General features: G+C 63.9%; 17 protein-coding genes. 8 read left to right on the top strand and 9 right to left on the bottom strand.

What is annotated here, in order from left to right:
• Positions 1-14 precede the first annotated feature (14 nt).
• Together ACGVKB_RS09420 and ACGVKB_RS09415 are read right to left on the bottom strand one after the other, a co-directional pair.
• A complete protein-coding gene (locus tag ACGVKB_RS09420; protein ID WP_392351436.1) occupies positions 15-803 on the bottom strand; it encodes a photosystem II S4 domain protein in 789 nt (262 codons plus the stop codon).
• Positions 800-1,300, bottom strand: a complete 501-nt coding sequence (locus ACGVKB_RS09415) for a hypothetical protein (RefSeq protein ID WP_392351434.1) — start codon at positions 1,298-1,300, stop codon at positions 800-802. Before ACGVKB_RS09415 ends, ACGVKB_RS09420 begins: the two co-directional genes overlap by 4 nt.
• A gap of 104 nt (positions 1,301-1,404) precedes the next feature.
• Between ACGVKB_RS09415 and serA the strand changes: the two genes are divergently transcribed.
• The 4 genes from serA (at position 1,405) to ACGVKB_RS09395 (ending at position 4,816) form a co-directional block, all read left to right on the top strand.
• Entirely contained in the window at positions 1,405-2,991 is a 1,587-nt protein-coding gene (serA, locus tag ACGVKB_RS09410) for a phosphoglycerate dehydrogenase (RefSeq protein WP_392351432.1), read from the top strand.
• On the top strand, positions 2,991-3,878 hold the full coding sequence (prmA, locus tag ACGVKB_RS09405) for a 50S ribosomal protein L11 methyltransferase (protein ID WP_392351430.1): 888 nt from the start codon (positions 2,991-2,993) through the stop codon (positions 3,876-3,878). Before serA ends, prmA begins: the two co-directional genes overlap by 1 nt.
• 158 nt (positions 3,879-4,036) lie before the next feature.
• Positions 4,037-4,336, top strand: a complete 300-nt coding sequence (locus ACGVKB_RS09400) for a ferredoxin (RefSeq protein WP_186479736.1) — start codon at positions 4,037-4,039, stop codon at positions 4,334-4,336.
• Between the two features lie 72 nt (positions 4,337-4,408).
• Positions 4,409-4,816: a hypothetical protein gene (locus ACGVKB_RS09395; RefSeq protein WP_392351427.1), complete on the top strand. Its 408-nt coding sequence runs from the start codon at positions 4,409-4,411 to the stop codon at positions 4,814-4,816.
• A gap of 39 nt (positions 4,817-4,855) precedes the next feature.
• Here ACGVKB_RS09395 and psbV read toward each other — a convergent pair whose 3' ends face one another.
• Together psbV and rnz are read right to left on the bottom strand one after the other, a co-directional pair.
• Positions 4,856-5,368, bottom strand: coding sequence for a photosystem II cytochrome c-550 (psbV, locus tag ACGVKB_RS09390; RefSeq protein ID WP_392351425.1), 513 nt, complete (start codon positions 5,366-5,368; stop codon positions 4,856-4,858).
• 74 nt (positions 5,369-5,442) lie between these two features.
• Positions 5,443-6,402, bottom strand: coding sequence for a ribonuclease Z (rnz, locus tag ACGVKB_RS09385; protein ID WP_392351423.1), 960 nt, complete (start codon positions 6,400-6,402; stop codon positions 5,443-5,445).
• 83 nt (positions 6,403-6,485) lie between these two features.
• Here rnz and ACGVKB_RS09380 point away from each other — a divergent pair, with 83 nt between their 5' ends.
• From ACGVKB_RS09380 to ACGVKB_RS09370, 3 genes are read left to right on the top strand one after another with little or no spacing between them, the layout of a single operon-like run.
• Positions 6,486-7,883: a SpoIID/LytB domain-containing protein gene (locus tag ACGVKB_RS09380; RefSeq protein WP_392351421.1), complete on the top strand. Its 1,398-nt coding sequence runs from the start codon at positions 6,486-6,488 to the stop codon at positions 7,881-7,883.
• A gap of 13 nt (positions 7,884-7,896) precedes the next feature.
• On the top strand, positions 7,897-8,679 hold the full coding sequence (locus tag ACGVKB_RS09375; protein WP_392351419.1) for a glucosamine-6-phosphate deaminase: 783 nt from the start codon (positions 7,897-7,899) through the stop codon (positions 8,677-8,679).
• Positions 8,676-8,918, top strand: coding sequence for a hypothetical protein (locus tag ACGVKB_RS09370; RefSeq protein WP_392351417.1), 243 nt, complete (start codon positions 8,676-8,678; stop codon positions 8,916-8,918). The genes ACGVKB_RS09375 and ACGVKB_RS09370 overlap by 4 nt, the downstream gene beginning before the upstream one ends.
• Positions 8,919-8,960: 42 nt before the next feature.
• Here ACGVKB_RS09370 and ACGVKB_RS09365 read toward each other — a convergent pair whose 3' ends face one another.
• The 5 genes from ACGVKB_RS09365 to truB all read right to left on the bottom strand — a co-directional run bounded on the left by ACGVKB_RS09365 (position 8,961) and on the right by truB (position 11,574).
• Positions 8,961-9,134 (bottom strand): Nif11 family protein, encoded by a 174-nt coding sequence (locus ACGVKB_RS09365; protein ID WP_392351415.1) that lies wholly within the window; start codon positions 9,132-9,134, stop codon positions 8,961-8,963.
• A gap of 93 nt (positions 9,135-9,227) precedes the next feature.
• Positions 9,228-9,497 (bottom strand): hypothetical protein, encoded by a 270-nt coding sequence (locus ACGVKB_RS09360; protein WP_392351413.1) that lies wholly within the window; start codon positions 9,495-9,497, stop codon positions 9,228-9,230.
• Positions 9,498-9,579: 82 nt separating this feature from the next.
• Positions 9,580-9,804, bottom strand: coding sequence for a hypothetical protein (locus ACGVKB_RS09355; RefSeq protein ID WP_392351411.1), 225 nt, complete (start codon positions 9,802-9,804; stop codon positions 9,580-9,582).
• A 74-nt stretch (positions 9,805-9,878) separates the two neighbouring features.
• Positions 9,879-10,622 carry a YebC/PmpR family DNA-binding transcriptional regulator gene (locus tag ACGVKB_RS09350; protein WP_392351409.1) on the bottom strand — a complete coding sequence of 248 codons (744 nt, stop codon included), beginning with the start codon at positions 10,620-10,622 and terminating at the stop codon, positions 9,879-9,881.
• A gap of 55 nt (positions 10,623-10,677) precedes the next feature.
• The gene (truB, locus tag ACGVKB_RS09345; RefSeq protein WP_392351490.1) at positions 10,678-11,574 is read right to left on the bottom strand and encodes a tRNA pseudouridine(55) synthase TruB; all 897 of its coding nucleotides are present in this window, start codon (positions 11,572-11,574) and stop codon (positions 10,678-10,680) included.
• 76 nt (positions 11,575-11,650) lie between these two features.
• Here truB and ACGVKB_RS09340 point away from each other — a divergent pair, with 76 nt between their 5' ends.
• Complete coding sequence (locus ACGVKB_RS09340) at positions 11,651-12,403, top strand: class I SAM-dependent methyltransferase (RefSeq protein WP_392351407.1); 753 nt, start codon at positions 11,651-11,653, stop codon at positions 12,401-12,403.
• The last annotated feature ends 1 nt before the right edge of the window (position 12,404 follow it).

Below are 12,404 nucleotides of genomic sequence, written 5' to 3'. Positions count from 1 at the left end.
CACCGGCAATCCCATCAGCGCCGCATCAGTTCCACGCGCCAGCGTTGGCGCTTGGTCAGTGTGAGCGACAGCACCTCGACACAGCCTTTGTCCTGCAGGTGTAACCGGTCTCCAACGCACAGTTCGCGACTGCCCTGGCGCACAGCAGTCCAGTTCAGCCGCAGTTTCCCAGCTTTGATTTGAGCCACGACTTTGGCCCGGGACAGGCCAAAGCCCGCCGAAGCGATGGCATCGATTCGACAGGACGCCTCCACTGTGGTGAGTTGTTTGGCGACCCGTTGTGCCGGGAGCTGGAGTTGATCGATGGCAACCTGATCGCAGCGAATGGCAACCTCTCGCACGTTCCCGTGGGCACCATCGAGAGCAGCGGCCTGTTCGGGCGTGAGCAACGCCTGGCCGCCCCGATCCCCGCGAACCCAGATGTCACCAATGGCATCCGGTTCGGCGCCGAGGCCGACTAAGGCTTGGCGCAGGTCTGCGGGGGTGATGGGATCAAACAGAAAGTTTCCTTCGATCACCAGGCCGCTGATGGGTGCGGCATCCATCGGTTCGTTTTCCGTGGTGTCGCTGCGGCTGCATTGCAGCCGCTGGCGTTCGGCCCCTGGATGACCGCCATCGCCATGCCACCTCAGTTCGCTGAGGCTGGCGAACCGCTCCAGCAATTCTTCGCGCAGGGGGGCTGCCACGAAGTCACTCCAACGGGGTTGCCAGGTCTTCAACACCCCTTCGGCGAGATCCAGCAACGGCGCCAGCTCTGCGGCGTTCTGACTGCCGTCCAGCAGCGCATCCTTCGGGAGACTCAAGATTCCGCCAGGCGAACCACCTGAAGCGGCCGAGCGGCCTGAACCATCTTCCAGGGCAGTTCGATTCCGCCTGGGGTCTCCACCAACAGCAGCCAGCGACCTTCCTGGTGACGGTTGCGCAGGATGCGAACACCATCTTCGTTTTCTGAGTTCACGCTGGCGGCGGCAGCAAAGCTGCCCATCAGTCCAGAGCCCAGGCCGAGGAGTCCGCCCATCAGGGCTTCCCCCCAGGTGCCGAGGGCGGCGAAGGTGGTCAGCGTCGTGATCTGGGTGAAGGTGGCTCCGGCCATGAAGCCGAAGGGCATGAGCCAGCGGGCCATGCTTTTCTGCCGCCGCTGCCGCACCAGATTGGGATTGAGCAATTCGATCCCATCCATGGCGTCGTCATCGGGTGGCAGCACCTGGATCTGACTCAGGGGGATGGCGGCGTCCTTGAGACGCTCGCAGAGGTCTTGGGCCGCCTCCTGTTGTTTCAGCACCACAACGCAGACGGTCATCCACTGTTCTTCGTACCGGCAGATTCTGAACCCTGTTCGTGGATCAGTGGGGGGGTGTGGAAGCCGCTCTATACAGTTCGGCCAGGCAGTTGTGCGCCCGCATCATGACCAAAGTGTTGGTTTCGGATCCCGTCGACCAGGCGGGTATCGACATCTTGAGCCAGGTGGCGCAGGTGGATCAGCGCACCGGCCTTTCGGAGGATGAGCTGGTCGGGATCATCGGTGACTACGACGGTTTGATGATCCGCTCGGGCACGCAGGTCACCGCCAAGGTGATCGCGGCAGCGAGTCGGCTGAAGATCATCGGTCGCGCCGGTGTCGGTGTCGACAACGTCGACGTTCCAGCGGCGACCCAGCAGGGTGTTTTGGTCGTGAATTCTCCGGAGGGGAACACGATTGCTGCCGCTGAGCATGCGCTGGCCATGATGCTGTCGCTGTCTCGGCACGTCCCCCAGGCCCACGCCGGGATGCGTGTGGGGAAGTGGGACCGGAAGAAATTCGTCGGCAACGAGCTGTACAAGAAAACGCTCGGTGTGGTGGGTCTGGGCAAGATCGGCTCCCATGTCGCCCGTGTCTGCCAAGCCATGGGGATGGATGTGATCGCCTACGACCCCTTCGTCGCCGCCGATCGCGCCCAGCAGATGCAGGTGCGATTGACGGAACTCGATGAGCTCTTCCGGACGGCGGATTACGTCACGCTGCATATCCCGCGCACCAAGGACACCGAAAACCTGGTGAACGCTGAGCTGCTGCGCACGATGAAGCCCACGGCTCGGATCGTGAACTGTGCTCGCGGGGGTGTGGTCGATGAGGCCGCCATCGCTGAAGCGATTGACCAGGGTGTGATCGCCGGAGCCGGCCTCGACGTTTACGCCAGCGAGCCCCTGGCCGAAGACTCACCGCTGCGGGCTGTGGAGCGTGGTCTGGTGCTCACACCGCACCTGGGAGCATCCACGGAGGAAGCCCAGGAGAACGTGGCCATCGATGTGGCGGAACAGATCCGCGATGTGTTGCTGGGTCTCCCGGCCCGCAGCGCCGTGAATATCCCCGGACTGAGTGCCGAGATCATGGAGCGGCTCAAGCCGCATCTCCAGCTTGCGGAAACCGTCGGTTTGCTGGTGAGCCAGCTGGCCGGAGGCCATGTCAAAGAGCTGGAGCTGCGCCTGCAGGGTGAATTCGCGCACCATCCATCGCAGCCTTTGGTGATCGCGTCGCTCAAGGGTCTGCTGAGTGCGGCCCTGGGCGACAGCATCAATTTTGTGAATGCCTCACTGGAGGCCAAGGCCCGTGGCATTCAGGTGCTCGAAGTCAAGGACGAGAGCAGCCGTGATTTCGCCGGTGGGTCACTTCAGATCACCACCCGCGGGGATCAGGGCAGCCGAAGTGTGACCGGTGCCGTCTTTGCCGATGGTGAATTGAGGATCACCAGCATCGACGAGTTCCCGGTGACGGTCTCTCCAAGTCGTCACATGCTGTTCACCCGTCACCGGGATATGCCTGGAATCATCGGCAAACTCGGTTCCATGCTCGGAGAGCACAACGTCAACATCGCCTCGATGCAGGTGGGACGCAAGATCGTGCGTGGTGATGCCGTGATGGTGCTCAGCATCGATGACCCGATCCCTGACGCACTGCTGGCGACGATCACTGGCATCGACGGCATTCAGGAAGCCCATCCGGTCACCCTCTGATGTGGTGGCGTTTGTCGATGGCCTGTCCTCCGGAGCTGGAGGAGTCGCTGGTCTGGAAGCTCAACGACTTGGGCCTGCACCGTCATGCCCTTCAGCACGCTCCGGAGGCGCCTGACCATCGCACCCTGATGCTTTGGCTACCCCAGCCGGAATGGCCGGAGTCGGAACGGCAGCAACTGATCATCAGCCTGGAGCCACTGGCGGAGCCCTTCGGCCTCACCCTGCCTGATGCCCACTGGGACAGCGTGGCTGATGAGGATTGGAGTCTGAGCTGGAAACAGCACTGGCAAGCCGATCCTGTGGGTCAACAGCTGTTGATCCTTCCCGCCTGGTTGGAGGTGCCCGAGGAGCACCGCGACCGTCTGGTGCTGAAGATGGATCCGGGCAGTGCCTTTGGCACCGGGAGCCACCCCACCACGAGGCTCTGCCTGGAGGCCTTGGAGGCCACTCCGCCCAACGGCAACCTGGTGACCGATCTGGGCTGCGGCAGCGGCGTCCTGGCCCTTGCGGCCCTGGGGCTGGGTGCGGAGGCCGTGGTCGCCGCTGACACCGACTCCCTGGCCGTTCGAGCCACGACAGACAACCGCGACTTGAACGGGTATTCCTCGGAGCGTCTCTCCGTGGCGCTCGGGTCCGTTGAGGCCCTTCAGGAGCAGCTGGCAGGCCGGCGGGCTGACCTGTTGCTCTGCAACATCCTTGCGCCGGTGATCGAGGCCCTGGCGCCTGGCTTCGAAGCCCTGCTGCAGCCGAAGGGCCGTGCTCTGCTCAGCGGATTGCTGGTGGACCAGGCACCGAGGCTCAAGGATGTGCTCGGATCACTGGGTTGGACGGTGACCGATGAAGGCTCCCAAGGACGCTGGGGATTGCTGGAAATTCGCCGCGAATGACCCCAAAAATGACATAAGCCACGCTTATCGGTGATCCTCCTCCTATTGGAGCTCTCGTCTCAAGGGCTCGGATTGCCCAGGAAGCCCCTCGGCTGAAGTAGACAAGTCCCGTCCTGCAGGACCGGTACTCCGGGCACCTGCCTGCAAATCATTCATCAATGGCTTCCTACAAGGTCACCCTGGTTGCTGAGAGCGAAGGTCTCAACAAGACCATCGAAGTGCCCGACGACCAGTACATCCTCGACGCTGCTGAAGAGCAAGGCATCGACCTGCCTTACTCCTGCCGCGCTGGCGCTTGCTCCACCTGCGCCGGCAAGATCACCGCTGGCACCGTTGATCAGTCCGACCAGAGCTTCCTGGACGACGACCAGATCGAAGCCGGTTTCGTGCTGACCTGCGTCGCCTACCCCACCTCCGACTGCACCATCAAGACCCACGCCGAGGAAGAGCTCTATTGAGCTCTCCCAACCCTTGGGATCATCACAACTGCCACTCCTTCGGGAGTGGTTTTTTATTGCCAAAATCGCCCCATGAGCCCTGCTGAAACCGGCGATCTCCTCGTCCCAGGGACGATTCATACCAGTCCTGGAGGGCAGTACAGCTTTCGGGTCATTGGCCCGTGTTGCCGCCTGTTTGATCGCGATGAGCTGCCTTGGCCCTGCTGTCGTCTTGCCTGGCGCAGTAAGGAGCCCAGCTGGCGCAGGGTGGGACGTCGCTTTGTACCCGACCTGGCGGCCCGTCGCTGCCCCTCCTACGCGGTTGAGCTGCTCCAGCCCGGTTCACGGCCCACTGCCACCGTGCTGACGCTGTTTTCGCAGCGGTTCAGCCGTGACCTTCAGGAGTGGTGGTACAGCCGTCATCCCCGCAGCATGGATCCCGACAATCACATTCCAATGCCAAATGAAAACCCCACCGACCAGCCGGTCGATGGGGTTTGAGAGGCCCCGCTTCAGCGGGGTCCTGAGGGATTGAAGCGATCAGAAGTAGATCTTGCCGCCACCCCAAGCGGTGCCCTGCACCTTGGGTGACACCAGGATGTAACCCGCCATCAGGCGAAGCTCTTCATCGGTGAGGTCACGCATGGCTGGGTACAGCTCGGCATCGCGCATGCTGGGGTGCAAGTCAGCAATGCTGTACTCGCCGTCATAGGACGTTGGGTCCTTCATGTAATCGACGAGGGCATCGACGTTGTCGCGGGGCGGGGTCGCCAGGGCGAGCGTCTCGGGGTCGAGGCCAACGTTGTGGTTGGTCTTGGTGATGCCACCGGCATGGCAGGTGCCGCAGCTGGTGTTGAAGACCTTCCGACCGGTGTTGATTTCCTGCTCACTGAACGTGACCTGGGTGCCGTCGGGGGCCGCAGGAACGGTGAGGGTTTCGGCATCCCATCGAGCGGCCTCTGCCGGCGATGTGAACACCAGGCCGATCAGAACCGGCACAAGAATTAGAAGCCCCTTCAGGGACCGTCGCATAGAGGAGAAAAGAGAGGCCATGAAGGACGCCGGAGATCGACGGACAAACCGCACCCAGCCCTTGTATCACGGCACGTTGGCTTGCTGTCGGGGGATCAAGAACTGTTGCAGCGCGGCTTCACGTCAACGCTGAGAAAGTCCTTGGCCAGGATCGTGTTCGGGAAGATCGCGCAGGCCTCCTGGAGCAGGTCGTCTGGGCCGATTGGGTTGCCTGGGGCATAGCGCGGACTGAGGTGGGTGAGCACCAGCTGGCCGACGCCGGCTTCCGCGGCTGTCTGTGCCGCCATGGTGCTGGTGGAGTGCTGCTTTTGAAACGCCATCTCCGCTTCCCCATGGGCAAAGGTCGCTTCATGGATCAGCAGATCGGCACCGCGTGCGAGTTCGACGGCGGCTTCACAGAACACGGTGTCCGTGCAATACACCAGGCTCACTCCGGGCCGCTCGGGGCCACAGAGGCTGGTGCCGTCGATGGTCCGTCCGTCCTCAAGGGTGACGGTCTTGCCACGCTTGAGCTCGGCGTAGATCGGCCCCGGTGGGATCTCGAGTTCCCGGGCCCTGGCGATGTCAAACCGTCCTGCGCGCGGTTTCTGTTCGACCCGATAGGCATAGGCCGGAACGCGGTGATCCAGCGGGGTGCAACGCACGCGGATGTCGTCGTCTTCAAACAGCACAGCTCCCGTTTCGGCGGCCGGTCGGCTGCGGTGCACCTGCAGCGGGTAGCCGATGCGGGTGGAACTCGTGCGCAGCACCCCGTTCAAATAACTCTCCAGGGGATCCGGTCCATAGAGATCCACACCGTGGGCGCTGCTGCCGGCCAGGCCCAGGCTTGCCAGCAGACCGGGGAGCCCGAAGACATGGTCCCCGTGCATGTGGGTGATGAACACCCGGCGCAGCTGGGAGAGACGCAGGTCGCTGCGGAGGAACTGATGCTGAGTGCCCTCACCGCAGTCGAACAGCCACATCTCCGCTCGCTGCGGCAGGCGTAGGGCTACGGCGGAAACATTGCGGGCCCGGGTGGGAACGCCTGAACTGGTGCCGAGAAAGGTGACCTGCACGGCCGCTGATCCTCAGTGTTCATGCTGACATCTGGCTGGCCCGGCTTGAACAGGGCACACTGGGGCGCCCGCCACAGCTCTGCGTGCCAGCTGCAGCCCCGTTCGGCTCCCTTGTGCTCCGCCTGGTCGGCGTCGCCTTGGTGCTGCAGCCCCTGGCGGTTCAGGCCGCTGATCGCTCGCCGCAGATGCGGGTCCTGCTCCATGAGGGCCCCCGGTTGCTGTTGCGCGCCGATGGCGATCAAACCATCCATATCCGGGGCTTGCCCGGGGGAGACCGCCAGGTCCGGCGGCTCGAGCTGAGCCGACAGGATGGTGGGCTGCAGGCCGTTGTCGATGGCCGTCCGCTTTGGTTGAGCAGTGCAACGCTCCTGCGGGCTGCCAACGCCGATCCCAGGGGGATCTGGCTGGGCCAGCGGCGCTATCGGGGTGAGCTTCAGCTCAGTGGCCGCGGCGGACGGCTGCGGGTGATCAATGCCCTGCCGATTGAGACCTATCTGGCCAGTGTTGTGGGCAGTGAGATGCCCCAGGCCTGGCCGATGGCGGCGTTGCAGGCTCAGGCGGTAGCTGCCCGGACCTATGCCTTCCGCCAGCGGGGCCGTGGTGGCGGTTGGGACCTCAAGGCCACGGTGTCCAGTCAGGTGTATCGCGGCGTGGAATCGGAAACCCCCCGCACCCGTGAGGCGGTGGACTCCACACGCACCCTCGTCCTGGTCCATGGCGGCAAGCTGATCGACGCGGTGTTCCACAGCAGCTCCGGTGGGGTCACCGAAGCGAGCGGGATGGTCTGGCGCCATCAGCTGCCGTATTTGGTGAGTGTCCCCGACCACGACCAACACAGTCCTGTGCACCGTTGGGAAGAACGCTTCAGCCCGGCGCAACTGCGGAAACGTTTGCCCGAAACCGGTGGGATCAAGGGGGTGGATGTGCTGGCCCGCAGCGGCAGCGGACGGGTGCAACGGGCGCGCATTCGCGGCCCTCAGGGGGTGTTGTTGTTGGAGGGGGCCGAGCTGCGTCGTCGGTTGGGTCTGAAGAGCACCCTGGTGAACTTCGAATTGGTCACTGGGGTGCATGCGCTGATGCCGCCCCCGCCGCTGCCGTTGTTGGTGCCCTCATCGCGACCCGGTCGATCCCGTCTTGATCGACTCACCGCATCGGTGGCTCGCTCGACGCCGGTTCCATCCCCGTCAGAGCCGTCCCGCCAACTGTTGGTGGCCCCTCCGCCACGCTTGATGCGGTCCGGGTTTCGGCGGCCCCAGGGGCTGCAGGGGCCCCCGGGCCCGATGTTGCTTGTGCGCGGACAGGGCTATGGGCATGGTGTGGGGATGAGCCAGTGGGGAGCCCATGGCCTGGCGGAGCAGGGCGCCGATTTCCGCACGATCCTTCGGCACTACTACCGCGGAGCGGAGGTGGTCTCGTTCGGCACGATTCGCAATCCATCGCTGGCGCTGATGCCATCACCGAAGCCACGCTGGAAGGGTTGATTGCACATGGTCCGTGGAGGCTTTTCCCCTTCGACTGGAACACCACCCCTCATCCACGGCCCTGAGCGATGTCCTGGCGACATACCTCGAGGCGCAGTTGCGTCAGCCGGTGCTGCGTCCGCTGGGGCTGGCCACCGGCCGGACGATGGAGCCGGTCTACGCGGCCCTGGTGCAGCGTCTGCAGCGGTGGTCTGCCGCAGAACTGGGGGCGCTGCGGCAGCGCTGGCGCAGCTTCAACCTCGATGAGTACTGCGGCCTCCATCGTTCTGATCCACGGAATTACCGCCAGTTCATGCGACGGCATCTCGGTGAACCCCTTCGGCTGCCGGAGTCGGCCCTGCAGCTTCCCGAGGGGGCTGAGGCTGATCCCAGCGCAGCCGCCGAGGCCTATCGGCTGAAGCTGCGGCGGGCGGGCGGCATCGGCCTGCAGCTGCTCGGTCTGGGCAGCAATGGTCACGTTGGTTTCAACGAGCCGCCCAGTTCAGCCGACCAGGCCTGCCATGCGGTGATGCTGTCGCCGGCAACACGGCGGCAGAATGCTGCGTTCTTTGGCGATGACCCAGCCCGTGTTCCAGCACAGGCGATCACGCTGGGTCTTGAAGAGATCCTGGCTGCGGAGCAGATCCATCTGGTCGTGACCGGCCCTGGCAAGGCGGACATCCTTCAGCGCTTGCTGGCGCTGCCTGCTCCGGATCCCGCCTTGCCCGCCAGCTGGTTGCAGGGACATCCGAACGTCTGGCTCTGGGCTGACCATGCGGCGCTGCCTACGGTGGAACGCCTCGCCCAGGTCGTGTGAGCATCGATCCCGTCGAACGTCGTCTCGAGCAGAGTTTTGAGGCTGAGAAGTGGTCCCGCTTCATCGCTGAATGTCAGGACATTGAGGCGTTGCGTGAGACCGCTCAGGCGCTGGTTCAGCAACTGCAGCAACAGAAGGCGGCCAGCGCCTGGATGGCGACCCGGGCATCGGAATCCGAGAACGCCAAGTTGGAAATGCTGGCCGAGATGATTCGTCGGAAAGCTGACCCAGAGGGTTGATCATCTGGCTTGGACGACCAACCCAAGGGTCCGTGTCGGACCTCAGTTGTGGTCCCGTTGCCAGCGCGTGAGGCTGGCTGGAGAAAACTTGTGGCCGTGTTTGGCCGCCACCTTCACCACGCAGGAGTTGTCCTTGCCGCAACGCTGCACCTCCTCCCGGATGCCGTCATTGCTCTTGACCCGCGACATGAACGTCTCCAGCTGCTTCATCGACATGGTTGGTTGCTCCGTCAGAGGCTGACTCCGACCTAGCGGCAGCCTGCGAAGTGTTCGCCGGACGACAGATTTGGTCCGGAATTGCTGACACATTTATTCAGTTGCCTCGGGACGGCGGCAGTGGTCCTCCAAGACGGCAAGAAAGTCGGATTCCATGGGTGGCTCCTCGAAGCGGGTGGCGCATTGCACGCAAAACCGGATCCAAGTGGTGGCTGGTTCCCCACCGGCTTCCATCACCGCCGCGTAAGCCGCATCAAACGTCTCACCAGCGTTTAAGCGGGCCCCGATCGACTGATACAGCCGATCCATACCGTTGAGCTGTGGATCGGCAAAGACCGCATGGATCTCGTCGCGGCTGGCCATGGCTGCTCCGGTGCAGGGAGGCCCATCGTGATCAGCCAAGCCGCTCTGACAAGGAGGCTCCTGTGTTGAGAGCCGGTTGGCCTCAGGCGGCTTCTTGCTCAGACGTCTCGCGGAGGGCTGTCTCCTGAAGCCCCTTAACGGCCGAGAGCGCCTCGTGGGCCGGCCATCCGTGGGTGTCCATCAACTCCTTGATTAATGAGTCAGGGGTCTCCGAGATCGAGGCATTCATTGCGGCCACCACCTGGTGATCCCGAGCCAGTGCTTTTAATCGGAGTGTTCGGAGGTGGACGGCTGTTGGCTGCTTCATGGGGACACTCTGCAGGTCAGCCGGTCTGTCCGCGCCGCGTTGGCGGCTGATGGCGGGCATCAGCCCCTGTGCTGTCAATCGATTTCCAGCTGGGGATCCAATTCCAGGTTGGCGCTGACGCTGCGGACATCGTCGAGGGCTTCCAGGGCATCGAGCAACTTCAGGCACTGTTGTGCGGTCTCGAGGTCGCTGACCGTCACGCTGGTGAGTGGGGTCCAGACGTGGCCCCATTCGGTCACGGTCCAGCCCTGTTGGCGAAGGCCATCCTGCAGGGCTTCGAGGATGGTGAAGTCGCCGTGAACCGTGGCGCCTGAGCTGTTGAGGTCGTAGCCGGCCGCATCCAGCTCGATCAGGTTCTCCAACAGTTGGTCTTCGTTGTCGGCGCTGGCCTCGATCTGGACTTCGCTGCGATGTTCAAAGAGGTAGCCGACACAGCCCGTCTCGCCGAGATTGCCGTTGTTTTTGCTGAAGGCCAGGCGCAGGTCTGCGGCGGTGCGGTTGCGGTTGTCGGTGAGGGCTTCCACCAACACCGCCATCCCGCCCGGGCCGTAGCCCTCGTAGCGAATGGCCTCCAGCGTGGTTCCATCGCCCCCCTGTCCTGATCCTTTGGCAATGGCGCGGTCGATGTTGGAGGCCGGCACTCCCGCGGCGCGGGCTTTACTGATCGCCGTCCGCAACTGGAAGTTGCCTGCTGGATCAGCGCCGGCCCGAGCCGCCACCATGATCTCTCGGCCCAGCCGGGTGAAGACGGCGCCACGTTTGGCATCGACCACCGCTTTGGTGCGTTTGATCTGGGACCATTTGCTGTGGCCAGCCATGCGAGCGCCGTGGACATTCCGCTGCTCGGAGGGTACTCAGCGGGGCTGGCTTCGCTCAGCCGGCGGCGTTGAACACGACCTTGGGGCGCAGCAGGTCCTCGGCCTCCCGGTGGCCAATACCAGCGATGCTGCCGTCTGGGCTGCAGACCACCACCGGCTGTCCGGGGGCACTGGCGTCATCCCGTGGCATCGCCAGGCGTCGGCCGCAGCGCCAGTCGTCCTGTTCACGGTCGCTCAGCTCGCGGATGGGGAGATGCGACAGGGCGATCAGAGGGGAAAGCGGGGGCGGAGCGTTGTCCCCTGGGGTGGGGTTGTCCGGCAGCGGATGGGCCTGGTCTTCCCGGAAGCCAAGGGCCTGGGTGCGACGCAGTTGGGCCAGGCAGCCAACGCTGCCCAAGGCGTCGCCCAGATCCCTCGCTAATGAACGGATGTAGGTGCCTGATGAGCAGCTCACTTCCAGGCCAAGACGTCCGGAGGCCTGGTCCCAGCCCAGCAGGGTCAGGCTGTGGATGGTCACGCTGCGGGCGGGAAGGTCCATCACCTCACCCCGGCGGGCTCTGCTGTGGGCCCGTTCCCCGTTGACATGCACTGCAGACACCTGGGGCGGCCGTTGTTGGATGCCGCCACGGAATTGGTCGAGGGTTCGCTCCAGGCTTGTGGTGGCCAGCTCGGGCCAGGCTTGGGTCTCCAAAATCTCTCCCTCCAGGTCATCGCTGCTGGTGCGGGTCCCCAGTTGGATGACCCCGCGATAGGTCTTGTCCCCGGGCAGGTAGGGCAACAGCCTTGTGGCGGGGCCGAGAGCGATGGGCAGCACTCCGGTCACGGCGGGGTCGAGCGTGCCGCCATGGCCGACCCGGCGAAGTCCGTACCAGCGCCGCAGACGGCTCACACAGTTGTGGGAGGTGAGGCCGGCGGGTTTGTCAATCACCACAAACCCAAAGGGATCGTCCACGACCGGCCTGAGCGCTTCGAGGGGAACTGTTGCATCCCGTCGGCTGCGTAGGTTGGCCGGCCCGTGCGCCGTCGCCATGCAACCGCTCCGAAGCAGTCTGGAGGTGGATGTTTCTGCCTTTCTGCGCGATGGCTTGGCGGTCAAGGAGCACCTGAGCCGCTTCCTCGCGCTGTCGATGGAGGCTGTGGAGCAACAGCTGCCCCGGAGCACGGAGGATCTGGCGGGTCTGCATCCCGGAGCCTTTCAGGCGGATGAGGCCACAGCGTTCTATGAGGACACCGTTGGCACCGGTCATCTGCTTGAGCTGGCGGCTTGGCATCTGTCCAGTGCCGATTACATCGCAGACACCTTGCGTCTCCAGGGCATGGCGGCCCGAGGCCAGGTGCTGGATTTTGGCGGAGGAATCGGCACCCACGCTCTCTCAGCGGCGGCGCTGCCCGAGGTGGACCATGTGTGGTTTGTGGACCTCAATCCCCACAACCGGGCGTTTGTGCAGCAGCGGGCGGAGGCCCTGGGGCTGAGTGGGAAGGTGTCCACCCATCGCGATCTGGGTGAAACCGGTTCAGTCCGTTTCGACACGGTGGTCTGCCTGGATGTGTTGGAGCACCTGCCGGACCCATCCGCGCAGCTGCTGGAGTTTCACCAACGGATGACACCGGAGGCGATCGCCTTGCTCAACTGGTATTTCTTCAAGGGACACAACGGCGAATATCCCTTCCACTTCGATGAACAGCCGTTGGTGGAGGCGTTCTTCCGCACACTTCAGGGGGAATTCCTGGAGGTCTTCCATCCGTTGCTGATCACAGCCCGTCTGTACAGGAGATCGTGAT

It is taken from the genome of Parasynechococcus sp., from assembly GCF_042954325.1.
Taxonomy (GTDB): Bacteria; Cyanobacteriota; Cyanobacteriia; order PCC-6307; family Cyanobiaceae; genus Parasynechococcus.
Note: the sequence above shows the minus strand (reverse complement) of the source record. Positions and strands in the feature narration are given on the sequence as shown.